An 18,180-nucleotide genomic window follows, 5' to 3' on the forward strand; every position below is an offset into this window, starting at 1 on the left:
GTGGGATCCATGCCGAAAATAAGGCCGAAATAGCGTCCTATCGCCGCTGGTAACCATGACGCAGATGTAACATCTGTAGCCCCAGGAATTTGCTACAAATGCCTTATCTGTGCGCGTTGGTAGTTTTGCGAGATTGAGCCCCGACGATTGTTTGCGAGATCGATGACAGACGGCTCCGCCAGCATATCGCCAAAGCCGCTGCGCTCTGCAAAGCGACGGCTGATGTTCGTCTTGATCGCGGGCGCTCTCGCCATCACCGGCGCGACGATCGCCGGTTATTATTTCGCGGTGCGTCCGGTGACGCTGCGGATCGCGGTCGGCCCCGCAAGCAGCGATGACCTCAGGGTCGTGCAGGCGCTGGCGCAGGCCTTCAACAACCAGCAGCACACCCAGGTCAAACTGAGACCGGTGCAGACCGACGGCGCCAGCGCCAGCGCGCAGACGCTGGCCGACGGCAAGGCCGACCTCGCCATCATCCGCGGCGACCTCGAGGTGCCGAAGAATGCGCAGGCGGTCGCGGTCCTGCGCAAGAATGTCGTCGTGATGTGGGTGCCGCCCGCAGCCAAGGGCAAGGGCCGCAAGGCCGCAAAGATCACCAAGATCGCGCAGCTTGGCGGCCGCAAGATCGGCGTCGTCGGCCGCACGCCTGCCAACGTCAATCTGCTGAAGCTGATCCTGCAGCAATACGGCGTCGACCCGATGAAGGTCGAGATCGTGCAATTCCCGGCCAATGAAGCGGTCGAGGCCATCAAGAATCTGAAGGCCGACGCCTATCTTGCCGTCGGTCCGGCCAACAGCAAGCTCACGATCGATGCGATCACGGCGTCGACCAAAGACGGCGGCGAGCCCACCTTCCTGCCGATCGATGCGTCCGAGGCGATCGCGCAGAACCATCCGGCCTATGAGGCCGCGGAAATTCCCGCCGGCTCGCTCGGCTCGGCCGACCGGCCCGACGACGAGGTGAAGACGATCAGCTTCTCGCACCATATCGTCGCGCGAAAGGGCCTGTCGGACGCGACGGTCGCGGCCTTCACCCGGCAATTGTTTGCGATCCGGCAGTCGCTCAAGAACGATTTCCCGCTCGCCGCCAAGATCGAGACGCCCGACACCGACAAGGACGCCACCATTCCGGTGCATCCCGGCGCGGCCGCCTTCGTCGACGGCGAGGAAAAGACCTTCCTCGACCGCTACAGCGATTACATCTGGTGGAGCCTGATGGCGTTCTCGGCGATGGGCTCGGCCGGTGCATGGTTCGCCGGCTATCTCAAGCAGGACGAGCGCAACACCAACACCTCGCAGCGCGAGCGCCTGCTGGAGATGCTGAAGGCCGCGCGGCAGAGCGATTCGACCGATGAGCTCGACCAACTGCAGGCGGAGGCCGACGACATCCTGCGCCACACGCTCGACTGTTTCGAGCATGGCGCCATCGAGGAGGGCACGCTCACCGCGTTCAACATCGCGCTCGAGCAGTTCCACAACGCGGTGGCCGACCGCAAGGCGCTGCTGCTCAGCATGCCGCAGAATTTGCAGCGGACTGCGAGCCAGTTCAGGGCCGCGGGCACGGCGTAGAGCCGCCACCACTCTATCCGCGAACTCTCTTCGCCTCTCCCGCTTGCGGGGGAGTCCGACGCGCGCAGCGCGGCGGGTGGGGGCTCTCCCCGCGATACGACTCGTGGAGAGAGCCCCCACCCCGCCCTCCCGCGCAAGCGGGAGAGGGAGCTTGGGGCAGGTGCTCCCCTCACGATCTCTGCTGCTCAGACATTCCCGCCCTCCATCCCCCTGTAATCTCTCCGTCATGGAATTTTTCTAGGTCTGTGCTGGCCCGCGGCGCATTGTCGCTGTGACCTGAGGAGGCTCCCCATGACGATCCGGTTCTCGCGAAATCTGACCCGCCGACGCTTTCTCTCCACGGCTGCTGCGGCCGGCGCCGGCGTGATCGCGATGCCTTATCTGTCGCGCGCGGCCGATCGCCCCGTGATCACCCATGGCGTGCAGTCCGGCGATGTCGGCGTCGACGGCGGCGTGGTGTGGGCGCGCGCTGACCGTCCCTCGCAGATGATGGTCGAGGTCGCGACGTCAGACTCGTTCAAGAATGCCCGTGCGCTGCCGCCGATCACGGCGCTGCCGGAAAGCGACTTCACCGCCAAGATGCTGCTGGAGAACCTGCCGTCCGGCCAGGACATCTTCTACCGCGTCCGCTTCCGCGACCTCGCCCATATCGACGTTGTCGGCGAGCCCGTGGTCGGCCGCTTCCGCACCGCGCCGAATGACCGCCGCGACGTCTCCTTCGTGTGGGGCGGCGACGTCGCCGGCCAGGGCTGGGGCATCAATCCCGACGACGGCGGCATGATCACCTTCGCCGCGATGAAGAAGCATGCCCCGGACTTCTTCCTGCATTCCGGCGACACCATCTATGCCGACGGCGTCATCACCGCCGAGCAGAAGCAGCCCGACGGCAAGATCTGGAAGAACATCACGATCCCGGAGAAGGCCAAGGTCGCCGAGACGCTCGACGAATACCGCGCCGCGCACAAGTACAATTTCCTCGACACCAATCTGCGCGCCTTCAATGCCGAGGTGCCGATCTTCGTGCAGTGGGACGATCACGAGGTGACCAACAACTGGTCGCTGTCGAAGCAGCTGCCGGCCGCCTACAAGGAGCGCGACATCAACGTGCTCGCGGCGCGCGCGGCAAAAGCCTTCCACGAGATGTATCCGATGCGCGAAAGCATCGTCGAGCCGGGCCGGGTCTATCGCACGCTGAGCTACGGCCCGCATCTCGACGTGTTCATGCTCGACGAGCGCAGCTATCGCGGCCCCAACGGTCCGAACCTGCAGGAGACCTACGGCCCCGATGCCTATTTCATCGGGCCGGACCAGATGGCCTGGCTGAAGCGCGCGCTGCTCAACTCGCGCGCCACCTGGAAGGTGATCGCCTCCGACATGCCGCTGTCGCTGATCGTCTATGACGATGCCGCCAACAAGAAGGGCTCGGAAGCCTTCGCGCAGGGCGACGGACCGGCGCGCGGCCGCGAGCTCGAGATCGCCGACATCCTGCGCTTCATCAAGACGGCCGGCATCGCCAACACGGTGTGGCTGACTGCCGACGTGCACTATGCGGCTGCGCACTACTACAACCCGAACAAGGCCCAGTTCCAGGAGTTCGATCCGTTCTGGGAATTCGTCTCCGGCCCGCTGCACGCTGGCACGTTCGGTCCGAACGAGCTCGACAACACGTTTGGCCCCGAGGTGAAGTTCGTCAAGGCGCCGGGCGAAGCCAACCAGAACCTGCCGCCGTCGGCCGGCATGCAGTTCTTCGGCCACGTCAAGATCGACGGCAGGAGCGGACAGATGACGGTCAGCCTGCGCGACCGCGTCGACGCCGAGCTGTGGGCCATCACGCTCGATCCAAAGCCGGTGTAATCAGGTCGCAGCCGCGACGGAACCGGCCTCTCTGTGCTGAACGCCCTTGCCTCAAGGCAGGGGCGTCGCGATTGACGGGGGATGGACCTCGCCGGCCTCTTCCGGTACCGATATCAGAGCCGTTATGCTGGGGGCCCGGAGGGGCGGAGCATGAGGCGCTGCGAATTGATTCGCGTGCTCGGTGGCATCGTCGTGGGGCTTCGGCCGCACCGCTTGCTTGTCGTCGCGATCGCTATGTTCGCGCTGCTGCCGATTGAAGTCAGCGATGCCGGCTGGCTGCCTGATCTCTTCAAGAGCTCATCGAAGCACCCCAAAGCGCCAAAGCGCGCGAAATCGGCAAAGCCGGCCAGATTGGCAAGGCACCACGCGCCGTCAAAGCCACGCGCCACGCGGCTTGCCGCCCTTGGGCCGGTCGCCCTGCCGCCTTCCGTTCCCAAGTCGGCCGCAGCGAAATGCGATCCCTCGACATTGCGGATCGTGCTCGATGTCGGACATACCGCTGAATCGGAAGGCGCGATCAGCGCGCGCAATGTCGCCGAGTTCACCTTCAACCTGCGCCTTGCGCGGCTGATCGAGGAGAAGCTGAAGGCCGACGGCTTTGCCGAAACCAGGCTGCTGCTGACCGAAGGCAAAGCGAGACCCAGCCTGTTCAGGCGGGTCGCCGCCGCCAACAATCTGCACGCGGATCTCCTGCTGTCGATCCATCATGATTCCGTACCCAACAAGCTGCTCGAGGACTGGGAGTTCGAGGGAAAGAAGCGCCATTTCAGCGATCGCTTCAGCGGCTACTCGGTGTTCGTCTCCCGCAACAATCCGGACTTCAAGACCAGCCTGCTGTTCGCCGAGCTGGTCGCCAGGGAAATGAAGGCCGAGGGGCTGCAATATGCCGAGCAATACAGCCAGCCCGTCATGGGCCACGACCAGCATCCCCTGCTGAACAAGGACACCGGCGTCTACAGTTACGATAAGCTCATCGTGCTGCGCAGGACCGCGATGCCCGCCGTCCTGCTGGAGGCGGGCTCGATCATCAACCGGGATGAGGAACTCAAGATGGACTCGCCCGAGCGCCGCAACGCGATCAGCAGCGGCGTCGCGTCTGCCGTCAAGGAATTCTGCGAGCCGCGATGGGCGCTCCTCGGCCCGCTCTGACCGCCGAGCGATCAGCTCCTCCCGGCTCAGCCTGGTTTGCCGGCCTTGATCTCCGCGAATTTGGCCAGCGCCTGTTCGAACTTGGGGCTGAAGAGCCACATCGCGTCGAGGATTTCGCGGAAGCTCGCGGATGTCCTTGCCCTGTCGGCTCGACCGAAAGCGAAGACACTGTTGTTTCGCAGATATCCCATGATCCTGGGCTCGGAAATTCTGTAATTGACGAGGTCCCCTGACTTCAGCGCGGACCTGGTTGGGCTGGGAATGATCTGGATGAGCTCGAAGAGCTTCATCTGATCGATCGAATTGGGCAGCGCCTTTGCGATCGCCGGGACCTGCGGGAAGATATCCGCGTGCTCGTTCATGAGCGCATCGCGCACCGCGGTCCAGTGATTGAACCGGTGATCGAGATTGCCGACGCGCGCTTCTTCCATGTCGTCGCGACGGCTGAGCGCAGGATCGAGGGCCGCGATCGATTGCTTGATGGCGGCCCACTTCTTTCGACCGTTGCGATCTTCGGACGGGCCGGTCTGCAGGCTACCCTTGTAGGTGTTCGACCGCGCATTTCCGGCATTTTGCTTGCCGCTTGTCTCGGCAAAGAACAGGCCGAGACTGATGCGACCGGCGACCGCGGCGCCAGCGGCATCCAGACCCCTGGCGCGCGCGATCACCGTCGCCAGCTCGACCACGTCCTTGAACGGCGTCTCGGAGCTTTGCGCGTTCGCGGGCGGCGCCTCCATCACATCGAAGAGCTTCCTGTACTCATCGAGCAGCGGCTCATTGTCGGCGTCGAAATAGGCCGGAGGGATCCCGAATCTGTTGGGTCGTCCAATCCTGGACGGAAGCGCATCGGTGAGATCCTTGTATGCGCTCATCATCTCGACACGGGCAAGGTAGATGGCCTGGCCCGGCAAGTCGGGCAGCGGCTGATGGGAATCGATCTGCGCCCGTCGCTGGCGCAGGATCGAGACGAAGTTCTTCAGGGCATCGTCGTAGGCCTTGAGCGCGGCCGATTGCTCGCTCGTGAGCGCGGCTGGCTCGGCGATGGCTGGAGACACGAAACCGATGGCGACAGCCGAGGCCACCGACGACGGCACCGCACCAGCCATCGGATGCGTTGCAACCGGCGCGAGGAGCAGCCCGAGAGAGAGCGCCGCTGCGGGCGCAGCGGCAGATGTCCTGATCGCCATGACGGCTTTCCCGATGCCTGTGCGTCGCCGAATCCGACAGGTCGGATGGTAGACGACAGACGCACCGACGGCGAGGCCGAAGCCCGGCGATCGGTCAGTGTCCGTTTTTCAGCGCGGCTTCCAGCGCTTCGCTCGAACACGGCTTGGTCAACCGCGGCTTGCCGGCGAGCGATTCCGGCAGCCTGATATCAGCGCCATAGCCGGTGACGAATGCGAAGGGCACTTTCAGCGCATCCAGCCGCTCGGCAACCGCGAAGGTCTTCTCGCCCCTGACGAGGCCGACATCGAGCAGCGCGAAATCCGGTGCGCGCTCGGCGATCAATTCGAGCGCGCGGGCGACGTTCGCAGCGGTGCGCACCGTCCGGGCGCCGAAGCCCAGGATGGCGTCCTCGAAATAGAGCGAGATGATCGGATCGTCCTCGACCACGAGAACGTCACCGGGCATGCCGGCATTGGGGGCGGATTCCATAGCTCGGTGTCCATTGCTTCGATGATGGATGAGAGGACCGGATCAGTCCGGCCGGATGGCCCGCGACCGGCGCCCGAAGGCACGCCGGCTGTTCCCGAAATGAAACCCATCACATCGTAAGCTGCGGCGTCTGTTCACTAGTGCACATAAACCCGGGAACTTTTTCAGTATGGTCGGCGTTGGATTTGCAGGATTTCCCGATGATTGCGAAACGGACCGATTTGGCCGGGACGAATGACCGGCCGTTCAACAACCTGTTGCGCCGGCTCAACGCCGCCGACTACGAACTGATCGCGCCGCATCTTTCGGTGGTCGAGGCGGCGGCCGGCGATCTGCTCTACAATCCCGGCGATGACGTTCAGATCGTCCATTTCCCATGCGGACCGAGCCTTGCGTCCTATCTGGTGGCCAACGAGGACGGCCGCGACGTCGAGACCATCCTGGTCGGCCGCGAGGGCGCCGTCGGCGGCATCGTCAGCCAGGGATTTCTGCCGGCCTTTACCCGCATCACCGTCAAGTTCGGCGGGCCGTTCGTGCGGCTGCCGATCAGCAAGCTCGACGCCGCGAAGCTGACGTCGATCTCGGTGCGCAACATCTTCGCGCGCTATGCCGACTGCATGCTGGCGCAGATCTTCCAGTCGACCGCCTGCAACGCGATCCACTCGATCGAGCAGCGCGCCGCGAAATGGATCATCTCGGCGATCGAGCGCACCAATGGCGATGGCGTGGTGCCGCTGACGCATGAGCAGCTCTCGACCCTGCTCGGCGTCGGCCGCAGCTACACCAGCCGCGTGATCCAGAACTTCAAGGCGGAGGGCGTGCTGGACACGCGCCGCGGCGCGATCGTGATCCGCGACCCCGACAAGCTCAAGCTGCGCTCGTGCCTGTGCAACGACGCAGTGAAGGATCACTTCGAGGAAGTGCTACGCGGGGTGTATCCGAGCGAGGACAACCCGACGAACTAGGCTGGCACACGGCTCACCTCGCCCCGCTTGCGGGGAGAGGTCGGATCGCGCGAGCGATCCGGGTGAGGGGCGAGGCACACGACTCAACAAGCCGCGAGGTGCTCGCCGGATGGAAGCCCCTCACCCCAACCCTCTCCCCGTAAGAACGGGGAGAGGGAGAACCTATATCGCCCAACGCGAAAATCACGCTACACTCGCCCCATGAGTGGGGCTGAACTTCACGCCGTCTTCGACGTCGCAGCATGGTGCGCGGCCGCCGTCGCGATGTGGTGGCTGTCGCGGGTGCGGGGGCTGCAATTCCCGCGGCAATCCTTCGAGCTGCCCTACATCGCCGCGCTGGTGTTCGGCGCCGGCATCGGCGCCTACATCTTCGGCACGCTGAACCTGTGGTTCTCGGGCGTGCCCGGCATCGCCCGCTCGGTCGAGGGCGCGCTGGCCGGCGGCATCGTTGCGATCGAGCTCTACAAATGGCTGCATGGCATTTCGCTACGCACCGGGGCGCGGTTCGCGCTGCCGCTTGCGATCGGCGTCGCGGTCGGCCGGCTCGGCTGCTATTTCGCGGGGCTCGAGGATTTCACCTATGGCACGCCGACCACGCTGCCCTGGGGCCATGATTTCGGCGACGGCGTCCTGCGCCATCCGGTGCAGCTCTATGAAAGCCTGGCGATGGCGGCGTTCGCGGCCTTCTATGTCTGGGCCGCGTTGAACCGCAACGCCGCATTCATCACCAATGGATTCTACCTCGTGCTGTTCTACTACGGCCTGCAGCGCTTCGTGTGGGAGTTCATCAAGCCGTATGGCGCGCTGATCGGTCCATTCTCGCTGTTCCACCTGCTGTCGCTATTTGTCATGGTTTATGCCGCCGTCATGCTGGCGACGGCCCCGAATTTGAGCTTGAAGCATGAACGCGCCGCTGCGTAAGTCCCGCCCTTACATCTTCTGGGGCCAGACCCAATCGCTTTGCGAGACCTGCCTGACCCCGGTGCCGACCAAGATCCAGATATCAGGCAACGAGGTCTGGTACGAGAAGCGCTGCAAGCAACACGGCGTGCAGTCGACCTTGGTCTCGACCGATGCGGCCTATTGGCGGCTGTGCAAGGATTTCATCAAGCCCGGCGACCGGCCGCTGGCCTTCCAGCGCCACACCGAATTCGGCTGTCCCTATGATTGCGGGCTGTGCCCGGACCACGAGCAGCACTCCTGCCTGGCGCTGATCGAGATCACCGAGCACTGCAACCTGACCTGCCCGGTGTGCTTTGCGGAGTCCTCGCCGGCGCGCACCAGCTTCACGCCGCTGGCGAAGATCGAGAAAATGCTCGATGCGCTGGTGGCGAGCGAGGGCGAGCCCGACCTGGTGCAGATCTCCGGCGGCGAGCCGACGCTGCATCCGGATTTCTTCGCCATTCTGGACGCGGTGCGCGCCCGCCCGATCCGTCACGTCATGATCAACACCAACGGCCTCAGAATCGCGCGCGAGCCGGACTTCGTGGCCAAGCTCGCCGAGAACAAGCGCGGGCTGGAAGTCTATCTGCAGTTCGATTCGCTGAAGCGCGAGGCGCTGGTCAATCTGCGCGGCGCGGACTTACGCAAGATCCGCCAGCAGGCGCTGGAGAATCTCGAGCGCGAGGGCGTCTCGACCACGCTGGTCGCGACCATCAAGCGCGGCGTCAACGACGCCGAGATCGGCGATATCGTCCGCCACGCGCTGACCTGGACATGCGTCCGCGGCATCACGCTGCAACCGGTGCAGGACGCCGGCCGCAACGAGGATTTCAACAAGGACGCCGACCGCATCATGCTGTCGGAGATCCGCCAGCACGTGATCGAGACCGGGGTGTTCGGCGACAAGGATATGATCCCGCTGCCGTGCAACCCCGAGAGCATCTCGATCGGCTACGGCCTGCGCAACGGCGACAAGGTGCTGCCGCTGACCTCGCTGATCCCGCAGGAACAGCTCGTCGCCGTGATGCCCAACACGATCAGCCCGGAGAAATATCCGGTGTTGCGCGAGAAGTTCGTCGACCTGTTCTCGCTGTCGTCGGGGCCGCTGAACACCAGCGAGCGGGTCTGCGAATTGCTGTGCTGCCTGCCGAGCTTCGAAGTGCCGGACGGCCTCACCTACGAGAACGTGTTCCGCGTCACCATCGTGCAGTTTCTCGATCGCTTCAACTTCTGCGTCGGCAACGTCAAGCGCAGCTGCATCCACTTCGTCACCGAGAGCGGCGCGATCGTCCCGTTCGACACCTACAATCTGTTCTATCGCGACGGAAAGATCGACGGCATCCGCGCGAGCCTGGCCGGGCAGACCTACCGCGAGGCGCGGCCGACGGAGGCGGAGGTGCCAAGGTGAGCGATACCGGCGCGCGCCCCTCGCCTCCGTCACGTCCTCCGGAGCAGCGCAGCGGCTGCGTGACGGCGCTGATGATCGTCGCTGGCGTCATTCTGTTGCTGCCCGGCCTCTGCGCGCTGCTCTTCGTATTTGCCGGCATCGCCAAGACAGCATCTGATGATCTTCAGTTCGTTGCCGCCTGCCTGCTTGTGGCGTGCTTCGGCGTGGCCCTGATCTGGTGGGCCATCCGCAGACCTGGCTCCTAGAGACGGCTCGCATCACGAACCCACTGGTGGACCAACAGCCATGAGCGAGACCAATCCCCCTCCCGTGCCGCCTGCACCAGCGCAGCCGCCCGCGCTGCCCCCGCCACGCAGCGGCTGCGCGACCGCGTTCATGGTGGTGTTCGGGCTGGTCCTGCTGCTGCCCGGGCTGTGCGCCCTCCTGTTCGGGATCGGTTCGCTGACCAACTCGAGCCTGGAGCCCGGCCTGCTGTTCCTGATCCTGCTCGGCCTTCTGGTCGGGTTCGCCGGCATCATGCTGATCCGGGCTGCGATCAAGGGGCGGTAGCCGTAGGAGGCGCGACGAATCATGAGCAGCCTGGACCAACCGCCGCCGAACAGCCGTTGGCAACCGCGCCAAAGCAGCGGCTGTCTGACCTCGTTCATGCTGTTTCTGGGCGTCATCCTGCTGCTGCCCGGCGTGCTGTGTGCAGTCCTGATCGTCACCTCGGTCGAACCGGGCAGGGACCCATTCACGCCGGTGGTGATGTTGATCGCGCTTGGCGGCGTCGTATTGATCGTTTTGGCCCGTTCCCGGAAATGACGCCGGATTCGACCCGCAAATGCCCCCCAAAACAGGGTTCTGGCGCGAAAATCAGGCACTTAAACCGCCAATAAACCGTTGTTTTTTGGCGTTTTCTGACTATATTGCGCCGCAACGCGCAAGGTGCCCGGTCCTCTGACCGGGCTTCCTTTTTGGGGTGATGCGTCCCCGTCAAATTTCTTGGGTATGAGCGTGATCCGGGCCCCGATTGGGCCACGTGAGCGAGCGGCCGGCCAAACTGGTCCGGCGAGATCGCGCATCTGACCATTGCACGACCAGAAGAAGAGCCATGAACCTTCGTAACGTCGCCATCATCGCCCACGTCGACCACGGCAAGACCACGCTCGTCGACCGCCTGCTGCAGCAATCCGGGACCTATCGCGAGAACCAGAAGGTCACCGAGCGCGCCATGGACTCCAACGATCTGGAGCGCGAGCGCGGCATCACCATTCTGGCCAAGGCGGCCTCGGTGCAGTGGAAAGATACCCGCATCAACATCGTCGACACCCCCGGCCACGCCGATTTCGGCGGCGAGGTCGAGCGCATCCTCAACATGGTGGACGGCGCGCTGGTGCTGGTCGATGCCGCCGAGGGCCCGCTGCCGCAGACCAAATTCGTGGTGTCGAAAGCGCTCAAGGTCGGACTGAAGCCGATCGTCGTGATCAACAAGGTCGACCGCCCCGACGCGCGCCCGACCGAAGTCATCAATGAGGTGTTCGACCTGTTCGCCGCACTCGATGCCTCCGAGGAGCAGCTCGACTTCCCGATCCTGTACGGGTCGGCCAAGCAAGGCTGGATGGGCGACAGCCCGGAAGCTTCGCATGACGCCGGCATGCAGCCGCTGTTCGACCTGATCGTGCGCCACGTCGCGCCGCCGAAGGTCGAAGAGGGCCCGTTCCGCATGATCGGCACCATCCTCGAAGCCAACCCCTATCTCGGCCGCATCATCACCGGCCGCATCTCATCGGGTTCCATCAAGCCGAACCAGGCCGTGAAGGTGCTTGGCGCCGACGGCAAGACCATTGAGCAGGGCCGTATCACAAAAATCCTGGCCTTCCGCGGCATCGAGCGCACCCCGCTGGAGGAAGCCGACGCCGGCGACATCGTCGCGATCGCGGGCCTCACCAAGGGCACCGTCGCCGACACCTTCTGCGACCCCACGGTCGAGACACCGCTGCCGGCGCAGCCGATCGATCCGCCGACGGTGTCGATGTCGTTCATCGTCAACAACTCGCCGCTCGCCGGCACCGAAGGCGACAAGGTCACCTCGCGCATGATCCGCGACCGCCTGCTGCGCGAGGCCGAGGGCAATGTCGCGCTGCGCGTCGTCGAGGCCGCCGACAAGGATTCGATGGAAGTCTCCGGCCGCGGCGAATTGCAGCTTGCGATCCTGATCGAGACCATGCGCCGCGAGGGCTTTGAGCTCTCGGTGTCGCGCCCGCGCGTCGTGCTGCAGAAGGACGAGGCGACCGGTGCGTGGCAGGAGCCGATCGAAGAGGTCGTAATCGACGTCGACGAGGAGCATTCCGGCGTCGTCGTGCAGAAGATGAGCGAACGAAAGGCCGAGATGATCGAGATGCGCCCGTCCGGCGGCAACCGCCTGCGGCTGGTGTTCTACGCACCGACCCGCGGCCTGATCGGCTACCAGGGCGAACTGCTCACCGACACCCGCGGCACCGCGATCATGAACCGCATCTTCCACGGCTATGCCGCCTACAAGGGCGAGATTCAGGGCCGCCGCAACGGCGTGCTGATCTCCAACGACCAGGGCGAAGCGGTGGCCTATGCGATGTTCAAGCTGGAAGATCGCGGCCCGATGATGATCGAGCCGGGCTGGAAGGTCTACAAGGGCATGATCGTCGGCGAGCACACCCGCGACAATGATCTCGAGATCAACGTCCTGAAGGGCAAGCAGCTCACCAACATCCGCACCACCTCGAAGGACGAAGCCGTGCGCCTGACGCCGCCGATCCGGATGACCCTGGAAAAGGCGCTCGCCTATATCGAGGACGACGAGCTCGTCGAGGTGACGCCGAAGTCGATCCGGCTGCGCAAGAAGCATCTCGATCCGAACGACCGCAAGCGCGCCGAAAAGGCCAAAGAGGCCGTAGCTTAAGCCCGTCTGTCATGCCCCGGCTCGACCGGGGCACCCAGTACGCCGCGGCCCATCGGCTCTATCATCGCCGTCTCTGGAATACTGGATCACCCGCATACGCATGCGCGGGTGATGACAGTTATGCGCGTGGTGGCTTCAGGCGTCTTTCCAGACGTGCTAGAGCCGGGACATGAGTTCGCTTCCCTCCACGGTCGATGTTGCCGTCATCGGCGCCGGCGCTGCGGGCCTCGGCGCCGCGCATGCGCTGAAGGGCACCGGCCTCTCCGCCATCGTCCTGGAAGGCCGCGACCGTCTCGGCGGCCGCGCGCATACGATCCAGGCCGCGCCTGAGGTGGTGTTCGACGTCGGCTGCGGCTGGCTGCATTCGGCCGACCAGAACAGCTTTGTCGGCATCGCCGAACAACTCGGCTTCGAGCTCAACAAGGACCTGCCGCCGTGGCGCGAGCGCGCCTATGGCAAGGCGTTCCCGCAGGCCGATCGCGACGCATTCATGCTTGCGCTCGACCAGTTCTACGATCGCATCGAGCAGGCCGCGCGCGGCGACAAGGACGCATCCGCCGATCGTTATCTCGAGCCCGGCAACCGCTGGAACCCGATGATCAATGCGATCTCGACCTATGTGAATGGCTGCGAGCTCGACCAGCTCTCGATCCTCGACTTCGACGCCTATGAGGACAGCAACGTCAACTGGCGCGTCAGGCGCGGCTATGGCGCGCTGGTCGCGGCCTATGGCGAGCAAGTAGCGGTCGCGCTGAACTGCGAGGTCCGGCTGATCGACCACGCCGGCAAGCGCCTGCGCATCGAGACATCGCGCGGCGTGATTGAGGCGGACAAGGTGATCGTCACCGTGCCCACCAATCTGATCGCCGACGAGGCGATCCGCTTTTCGCCTGCGCTGCCGGGCAAGCTCGATGCCGCGCGCAGCCTGCCGCTCGGCCTCGCCGACAAGGTGACGCTGGCGCTCGCCGAGCCCGAGGCGCTGCCCAAGGAAGGCAATCTGCGCGGCGCCACCATGCGCACAGAGATGGGCACCTATCACATCCGCCCGTTCGGCCAGCCCTGCATCGAGGGCTTCTTCGGCGGCCGTTTTGCGCGAGAGCTCGAGGACGCTGGCGACGGCGCCATCGCCGCCCACAGCATCGACGAGATCGTCTCCTTCCTCGGCAATGATTTCCGCCGCAAGCTGAAGCCGCTCAGCGAATCCCGCTGGGCGCACGACCCGTTCGCCCGCGGCTCCTACTCGCACGCGCTGCCCGGTCACGCCGACAAGCGCGCCGTGCTGGCCGCACCGGTTGACGGCCGGCTGTTCTTCGCCGGAGAAGCCACCTCGCCGCATTTCTTCTCGACCGCGCATGGCGCGCGGGACAGCGGAGAGAGGGCAGCGAGGGAAGTGATGGCTCTAACTAACCAACGAAAATAATCCCCCGACACCCGTCTCACTTCTTGAAAACGACGTCTCTGTGAAACTTTAGATAGTGCGGGTTTGGATAGAGGGTTTGATCTTCGGGAGGTTTATCAGTCCGCTTTGATTAAGAAGCCTAACGGCGTCTTCGGGAACGTGGTTCTTAGAAACTAGTATCTTGTAATCATCGCCAATCGAAATCAGCCCTCGATCAAACATCCAGTGCACCGTTCCGGACAACGCCAGCCCATTCCGAACAGAGTCAGGTCCGTTTGATGCCACTGGCTGAATGTGTGCCGCCTGCACTTCAGGGCGGCCTCCACCGTTGATCAATCGCAAGCCCGTGATGGCACATCTATTGGAGTACGCCGCTCGCACGCTGTGCATAAAGGATTTCTCTCGAAACGGCCGAGAGATAACCATTTCGACAATTGGTCGTTCAAATGGCGTGGGCGGTTCTGAGTATCCGGGCGGCGACGGCACCTGCAGCGAAGGAACCTCGCTAAGAATCGGAGCAAAGCCAGCTCGCAAGATTCGGTCAAATTCGCTATCCGGGATCAGACGCACAGCCCGACCAAAAGCACCTTTGTTGGTGCTGCCGTCTTCTTTCTCGAGTGCGCTCTCGTAGTACTCGCCTTGCTCTTGAAACGGGACGACCGTATCGAAGTCCAGATACGTGGCGCTATCGATGATTGCAAAGTAGTGATCGGGTAATTCGACATCCTCGATCACCGAATTGACGCGAGCTACACCGAAATAGGACTGGCGACCTCCCCTACTCGATAGCTCGGCGCTTGACCTTCGTGGTTCGTAGTAGACGATGTAGTCACCGACGGTCTGCTGAACATAGTTAAGATATGTGCGCGGAAAGTGGTACCTCTCCTCAGGCAGGTCCTTATAGCTCGGAGTAACCTTGGACGTGAAAACTGCCTTGGTCATAAAACAAAACCTTCGCGCCTAACTATCTCAGCCTCCTTCAATCTAAAGTGGCTCTCGCTATTTGGATAGCCGCCGACGCTTCGGGCCTCTACTCCAACACCCGCGCCCGCATGTCCGCATCCGGCACAAAGCACGTCTCGTACTTCCCGAAGATCTTGTAACGGTTGCGGGCGATGAGGCTGTAGACCGCATCGCGCAGCGGTTTGGGCACCGCGAACAGCTCGCGGGTCCAGCGCCAGCCCGGGAGATGGCTCAGCACCGTCAGTGCTGCGTCCGACTTCATCCGGGCGATGCCGCCATGGACCACGGCGTTGGTGTCGGGGTCATCAGGGTCGATACCAAAAGTCTTTGCCAGCCGCGTGCCGTAGTCGGACTGGATCGGCGTGAAGCGGAAGCGGCGCGTTGTGTCGCGGGCGATGACGAAGCGAACCCAGCGTGAGCAGAAGATGCAGACGCCGTCGTAGAGGATCACGTCGTCATCCGGCCACTTGCTCATCTTGATTTCCTTCGACGCGTTTTCTTCACGCGAACCGGTTCCCACTTCGCTCGAAAACGCTACCGGTTATCCAACATCAGCAGCGCGACCAGCATCAGCACGATTGCAGGCCCGGTCTTCACCAGCGCGCCGAGCGGCTCGATCCACAGATCGGGCGTCAGGATCGCCGATCCCGCCATATAGCCGAGCGAAGCGATGATGCCTGCAACAAGACCGAACGCCGCGCTGCGACGGAAGGCGATCAGCACGCCGATGCTCATGTCCATCAGGCTGGTCCAGACCGTCACCGGTCCGACCAGGGCAGGCGGGAAATGGTGCGCGCTCAGGATGCCGGCTGCGGCGTCGTAGGAGATGACCAGCGCGATGAAACCGGACGCGACCCAGAACAGCACGAGGCTTGCGAAGATCAGCGCCTTGATCAGGAACAGCCGGGCAAACCATTTGTCCTGGATGGTCGCCGGGCGGCCGCCGACGACTTGCGCGATGGTCTTCGGCACGATGCCGGTCGCGGTCATCCAGGCTGTGGGATCGCCAGTGACGCCACGGCGCAGCTCGGCGATCGCATTGGAACGCAGCGGCGGCATCCAGCCGAGGCGGCTTGTCAGATCGCCGAGGCGGGCGCCGAGATCGATCAGGAACGGCGGCGTCGGAAGACGGACATATTTCGTCGTGCCGAACGACCAGCGGAACTGAGCGATGACGCCGCCAAGCGAGATCGGCTGCGGCTGCATCAGATCCCATGTCACCGATCGCACCGCTTCATCGGTGACGTCGCGCGCCGCGAGCCAGGCGATGGTGGCGGCGATATCCTCGACCGCAACCGGCTGGAACGGCGTCGCCGCCTCATCGGCCGGCAAATCGACCGGCAGCGCCGCCAGCGCGCGCAGCATGGCGCTGCCGCCATAGGCCGACGGCGCGATGACAAAGCCCGGGCGCAGGATGGCATACGCGATCCCCGACGCCGCGATCAGCCGTTCGGCCTCGCGCTTGGTGGTGCTGAAGGCCGTGCGATCCTCACTATCCGTGCCCGGAATCGAGATGTGCACGAGACGGATGGCGCGGTGGCTGTCGCTGACAGCCTGCAACAGCCGCGCCACGAAGTCGCGATGCACCGCGCTTGTGTCGCTGCCCAGACCATCCTGCAAAACGCCGACGCAATTGACGACAATGTCCGCCTCGTGGGTGCGAAGCAGCTGCGTCAGCGCAGCGGCATCCATCGACATCACGGGCAGCTCGAGGTCGGCCGCGCTCATCTTTTGTGCAGGCGTGAAATGCCGTGCGACCCCGACCGCGTGAAAACCGCGCGCCCTCAGATCGTCGGTGATGGTGCGCCCGATCAGGCCCGACGCGCCGAGCACGAGGATGTTGTGAGATACGTCGTCACTCATGGGAATAGGATCATGCGTCAAAATGGCTTCGCGATCATCAGCCACAGGATGATCATCACCGATCCGAAACCGGGAATCCCGAACAGGAACCAGCGGCGAAACAGCGCAAAGTAGCGCGGCGGCAGCGGCAGACCTTTTTCGGCGGCCGCCCGCGCGAGGTCGCGCATCTCCATCTGCATGAAGATGACGGGAACCCAGAACGCGCCGGCCAGCGCGTAGAGCGCCAGCGAAACCAGCAGCCAGCGCTCGGTCAGGCTTGTGGCCGACAGCATCATGAGCAGTCCACCGCTCACCGGCTGCAGCAGCACGGCGCTCAGCGTGAAGATCATGTCCGCGATCACGACGGTCGCCGCCGTGCGCGCGATGAAAGCCGCATCACGCGTGCGATGCGCCGCCAACATGAAGAAGGCGATGCCGGTCCCGGTGCCGAGGATCACGATGGCGCCGAGCAAATGCAGATATTTGATCAGGAAGTAGAGCGTCATCGCAGTCCGCTCGTGATCAGGCCGGTCCCGGCGCGCAACAATACCGCCGCTGCCATAGGCCGGGTACGCGCGGAAATCCACTGCGGCGGCGCGGAAGCAGAACGCGCGATGCACCCGCGTTGCGCCTGGATTCGCTCGCAAAATTCCTGCGACGAATCAGCGCCGAACGGCCTATTTCCGAGCTGCGGCATTGTCATACAGCGCTCGCGATCCACGCTTTGCACAGGCCGGGATCGGCGATCGGTCCCGCGAACCCGGCGAGTGTCCTCTTTCGGTACAAGTTTTCATGACACTGATGCAAAAAATCCACACGTTAACCGATAATTAACGATGGACCTTGAAGGCGGCCCTCCGACTTGCTTTGATTACAAGCATGAGCACAACGCTAATCGAGGTCCGGCCGGCCAAAGCTGCAGACGCAGCCTCGGTGGCGTCTACCCATGACGAAGCCTGGCGCTCGGCGTATCAGGGAATCATCCCCGGCGCCGAACTTGAAAAGCTGATCAATCGCCGTGGCCCGCAGTGGTGGGACAGCGCCATCCGCAAGGGCAGCCGCGTCAGCGTGCTGGTGTTCGGCGACCGGATCGCGGGCTACGCCAATTACGGCCGCAACCGCGCCCGCAGCCTGCATTTCGAAGGCGAGATCTACGAGCTTTACCTGCGGCCGGAATTCCAGGGTCTCGGCTTCGGCCGGCGCCTGTTCGCCGCCGCCCGCCGCGACCTCCTGCAGAGCGGCCTGAAGACCATGGTGATCTGGGCGCTCTCCGACAACGAGCCGGCGACCGAGTTTTACCGGGCGCTGGGCGGCCGCATGGTGGCGCGCTCCTCGGAGCGGTTCGGGCCGAAGTCGCTCGACAAGGTCGCTTTCGCCTGGTCCAACTGAAAATCCTGCTTCTCTCGCAGCTGCAGCAAGGCTAAACAGCCTGAGCGTTTGCGCGTGACGGTCAGCCCGGCTCCCAAGGCCAGGCTTGAAGCTGTTTCGCGGCCTGGCGGCGCCAAGCAAAAAA

At 63.9% G+C, this 18,180-nt stretch carries 18 protein-coding genes; 12 read left to right on the top strand and 6 right to left on the bottom strand.

Annotated features, from left to right (window positions below):
• Positions 1 to 162: 162 nt before the first annotated feature.
• The 3 genes from AAFG13_RS26070 (at position 163) to AAFG13_RS26080 (ending at position 4,572) form a co-directional block, all read left to right on the top strand.
• Positions 163 to 1,569 carry a TAXI family TRAP transporter solute-binding subunit gene (locus AAFG13_RS26070; RefSeq protein ID WP_342708642.1) on the top strand — a complete coding sequence of 469 codons (1,407 nt, stop codon included), beginning with the start codon at positions 163 to 165 and terminating at the stop codon, positions 1,567 to 1,569.
• Positions 1,570 to 1,860: 291 nt separating this feature from the next.
• Positions 1,861 to 3,423 (top strand): alkaline phosphatase D family protein, encoded by a 1,563-nt coding sequence (locus tag AAFG13_RS26075; protein WP_342708643.1) that lies wholly within the window; start codon positions 1,861 to 1,863, stop codon positions 3,421 to 3,423.
• Positions 3,424 to 3,573: 150 nt separating this feature from the next.
• Positions 3,574 to 4,572 (top strand): N-acetylmuramoyl-L-alanine amidase, encoded by a 999-nt coding sequence (locus AAFG13_RS26080; RefSeq protein ID WP_342708644.1) that lies wholly within the window; start codon positions 3,574 to 3,576, stop codon positions 4,570 to 4,572.
• Between the two features lie 26 nt (positions 4,573 to 4,598).
• Here the strand turns inward: AAFG13_RS26080 and AAFG13_RS26085 are convergent, their stop codons facing one another.
• Entirely contained in the window at positions 4,599 to 5,759 is a 1,161-nt protein-coding gene (locus AAFG13_RS26085) for a hypothetical protein (RefSeq protein ID WP_342708645.1), read from the bottom strand.
• A 94-nt stretch (positions 5,760 to 5,853) separates the two neighbouring features.
• Positions 5,854 to 6,228 carry a response regulator gene (locus AAFG13_RS26090; RefSeq protein ID WP_212320126.1) on the bottom strand — a complete coding sequence of 125 codons (375 nt, stop codon included), beginning with the start codon at positions 6,226 to 6,228 and terminating at the stop codon, positions 5,854 to 5,856.
• Positions 6,229 to 6,428: 200 nt separating this feature from the next.
• Here AAFG13_RS26090 and AAFG13_RS26095 point away from each other — a divergent pair, with 200 nt between their 5' ends.
• The 8 genes from AAFG13_RS26095 (at position 6,429) to AAFG13_RS26130 (ending at position 13,883) form a co-directional block, all read left to right on the top strand.
• Positions 6,429 to 7,193, top strand: a complete 765-nt coding sequence (locus AAFG13_RS26095; protein ID WP_212320127.1) for a Crp/Fnr family transcriptional regulator — start codon at positions 6,429 to 6,431, stop codon at positions 7,191 to 7,193.
• A 201-nt stretch (positions 7,194 to 7,394) separates the two neighbouring features.
• Positions 7,395 to 8,114, top strand: coding sequence for a prolipoprotein diacylglyceryl transferase family protein (locus AAFG13_RS26100; protein WP_342708646.1), 720 nt, complete (start codon positions 7,395 to 7,397; stop codon positions 8,112 to 8,114).
• Positions 8,095 to 9,543 carry a radical SAM protein gene (locus tag AAFG13_RS26105; protein ID WP_342708647.1) on the top strand — a complete coding sequence of 483 codons (1,449 nt, stop codon included), beginning with the start codon at positions 8,095 to 8,097 and terminating at the stop codon, positions 9,541 to 9,543. The genes AAFG13_RS26100 and AAFG13_RS26105 overlap by 20 nt, the downstream gene beginning before the upstream one ends.
• Complete coding sequence (locus tag AAFG13_RS26110) at positions 9,540 to 9,788, top strand: hypothetical protein (protein WP_342708648.1); 249 nt, start codon at positions 9,540 to 9,542, stop codon at positions 9,786 to 9,788. The genes AAFG13_RS26105 and AAFG13_RS26110 overlap by 4 nt, the downstream gene beginning before the upstream one ends.
• A 40-nt stretch (positions 9,789 to 9,828) precedes the next feature.
• On the top strand, positions 9,829 to 10,092 hold the full coding sequence (locus tag AAFG13_RS26115; RefSeq protein ID WP_342708649.1) for a hypothetical protein: 264 nt from the start codon (positions 9,829 to 9,831) through the stop codon (positions 10,090 to 10,092).
• A 21-nt stretch (positions 10,093 to 10,113) separates the two neighbouring features.
• Entirely contained in the window at positions 10,114 to 10,347 is a 234-nt protein-coding gene (locus AAFG13_RS26120) for a hypothetical protein (protein ID WP_342708650.1), read from the top strand.
• A gap of 289 nt (positions 10,348 to 10,636) precedes the next feature.
• On the top strand, positions 10,637 to 12,463 hold the full coding sequence (typA, locus tag AAFG13_RS26125) for a translational GTPase TypA (RefSeq protein WP_212320135.1): 1,827 nt from the start codon (positions 10,637 to 10,639) through the stop codon (positions 12,461 to 12,463).
• Positions 12,464 to 12,632: 169 nt separating this feature from the next.
• Positions 12,633 to 13,883 (top strand): NAD(P)/FAD-dependent oxidoreductase, encoded by a 1,251-nt coding sequence (locus AAFG13_RS26130; protein WP_342708651.1) that lies wholly within the window; start codon positions 12,633 to 12,635, stop codon positions 13,881 to 13,883.
• Between the two features lie 48 nt (positions 13,884 to 13,931).
• Here AAFG13_RS26130 and AAFG13_RS26135 read toward each other — a convergent pair whose 3' ends face one another.
• The 4 genes from AAFG13_RS26135 to AAFG13_RS26150 form a co-directional block, all read right to left on the bottom strand.
• The gene (locus AAFG13_RS26135) at positions 13,932 to 14,804 is read right to left on the bottom strand and encodes an HNH endonuclease (RefSeq protein ID WP_342708652.1); all 873 of its coding nucleotides are present in this window, start codon (positions 14,802 to 14,804) and stop codon (positions 13,932 to 13,934) included.
• Between the two features lie 88 nt (positions 14,805 to 14,892).
• Positions 14,893 to 15,300 (bottom strand): thiol-disulfide oxidoreductase DCC family protein, encoded by a 408-nt coding sequence (locus AAFG13_RS26140; protein WP_342708653.1) that lies wholly within the window; start codon positions 15,298 to 15,300, stop codon positions 14,893 to 14,895.
• 59 nt (positions 15,301 to 15,359) lie between these two features.
• On the bottom strand, positions 15,360 to 16,688 hold the full coding sequence (locus tag AAFG13_RS26145) for an SDR family oxidoreductase (RefSeq protein ID WP_342708654.1): 1,329 nt from the start codon (positions 16,686 to 16,688) through the stop codon (positions 15,360 to 15,362).
• A gap of 17 nt (positions 16,689 to 16,705) precedes the next feature.
• Positions 16,706 to 17,173, bottom strand: coding sequence for a DUF2269 domain-containing protein (locus AAFG13_RS26150; RefSeq protein WP_212320199.1), 468 nt, complete (start codon positions 17,171 to 17,173; stop codon positions 16,706 to 16,708).
• Positions 17,174 to 17,546: 373 nt separating this feature from the next.
• On the opposite strand from AAFG13_RS26150, the gene AAFG13_RS26155 reads away from it, so the two are divergent.
• A complete protein-coding gene (locus AAFG13_RS26155; RefSeq protein ID WP_194457662.1) occupies positions 17,547 to 18,056 on the top strand; it encodes a GNAT family N-acetyltransferase in 510 nt (169 codons plus the stop codon).
• The last annotated feature ends 124 nt before the right edge of the window (positions 18,057 to 18,180 follow it).

The organism is Bradyrhizobium sp. B124 (assembly GCF_038967635.1).
In the GTDB taxonomy this organism is placed as follows: domain Bacteria; phylum Pseudomonadota; class Alphaproteobacteria; order Rhizobiales; family Xanthobacteraceae; genus Bradyrhizobium.

Excerpts from the sequence above, each read along its gene's own strand:
- AAFG13_RS26095 (WP_212320127.1), top strand. The coding sequence starts at position 6,429 with ATGATTGCGAAACGGACCGATTTGGCCGGGACGAATGACCGGCCGTTC.
- AAFG13_RS26135 (WP_342708652.1), bottom strand. The coding sequence starts at position 14,804 with ATGACCAAGGCAGTTTTCACGTCCAAGGTTACTCCGAGCTATAAGGAC.
- AAFG13_RS26150 (WP_212320199.1), bottom strand. The coding sequence starts at position 17,173 with ATGACGCTCTACTTCCTGATCAAATATCTGCATTTGCTCGGCGCCATC.
- AAFG13_RS26085 (WP_342708645.1), bottom strand. The coding sequence starts at position 5,759 with ATGGCGATCAGGACATCTGCCGCTGCGCCCGCAGCGGCGCTCTCTCTC.
- AAFG13_RS26100 (WP_342708646.1), top strand. The coding sequence starts at position 7,395 with ATGAGTGGGGCTGAACTTCACGCCGTCTTCGACGTCGCAGCATGGTGC.
- AAFG13_RS26145 (WP_342708654.1), bottom strand. The coding sequence starts at position 16,688 with ATGAGTGACGACGTATCTCACAACATCCTCGTGCTCGGCGCGTCGGGC.
- AAFG13_RS26090 (WP_212320126.1), bottom strand. The coding sequence starts at position 6,228 with ATGGAATCCGCCCCCAATGCCGGCATGCCCGGTGACGTTCTCGTGGTC.
- AAFG13_RS26130 (WP_342708651.1), top strand. The coding sequence starts at position 12,633 with ATGAGTTCGCTTCCCTCCACGGTCGATGTTGCCGTCATCGGCGCCGGC.
- AAFG13_RS26075 (WP_342708643.1), top strand. The coding sequence starts at position 1,861 with ATGACGATCCGGTTCTCGCGAAATCTGACCCGCCGACGCTTTCTCTCC.
- AAFG13_RS26120 (WP_342708650.1), top strand. The coding sequence starts at position 10,114 with ATGAGCAGCCTGGACCAACCGCCGCCGAACAGCCGTTGGCAACCGCGC.
- AAFG13_RS26080 (WP_342708644.1), top strand. The coding sequence starts at position 3,574 with ATGAGGCGCTGCGAATTGATTCGCGTGCTCGGTGGCATCGTCGTGGGG.
- AAFG13_RS26105 (WP_342708647.1), top strand. The coding sequence starts at position 8,095 with ATGAACGCGCCGCTGCGTAAGTCCCGCCCTTACATCTTCTGGGGCCAG.
- AAFG13_RS26115 (WP_342708649.1), top strand. The coding sequence starts at position 9,829 with ATGAGCGAGACCAATCCCCCTCCCGTGCCGCCTGCACCAGCGCAGCCG.
- AAFG13_RS26070 (WP_342708642.1), top strand. The coding sequence starts at position 163 with ATGACAGACGGCTCCGCCAGCATATCGCCAAAGCCGCTGCGCTCTGCA.
- AAFG13_RS26140 (WP_342708653.1), bottom strand. The coding sequence starts at position 15,300 with ATGAGCAAGTGGCCGGATGACGACGTGATCCTCTACGACGGCGTCTGC.
- typA (WP_212320135.1), top strand. The coding sequence starts at position 10,637 with ATGAACCTTCGTAACGTCGCCATCATCGCCCACGTCGACCACGGCAAG.
- AAFG13_RS26155 (WP_194457662.1), top strand. The coding sequence starts at position 17,547 with ATGAGCACAACGCTAATCGAGGTCCGGCCGGCCAAAGCTGCAGACGCA.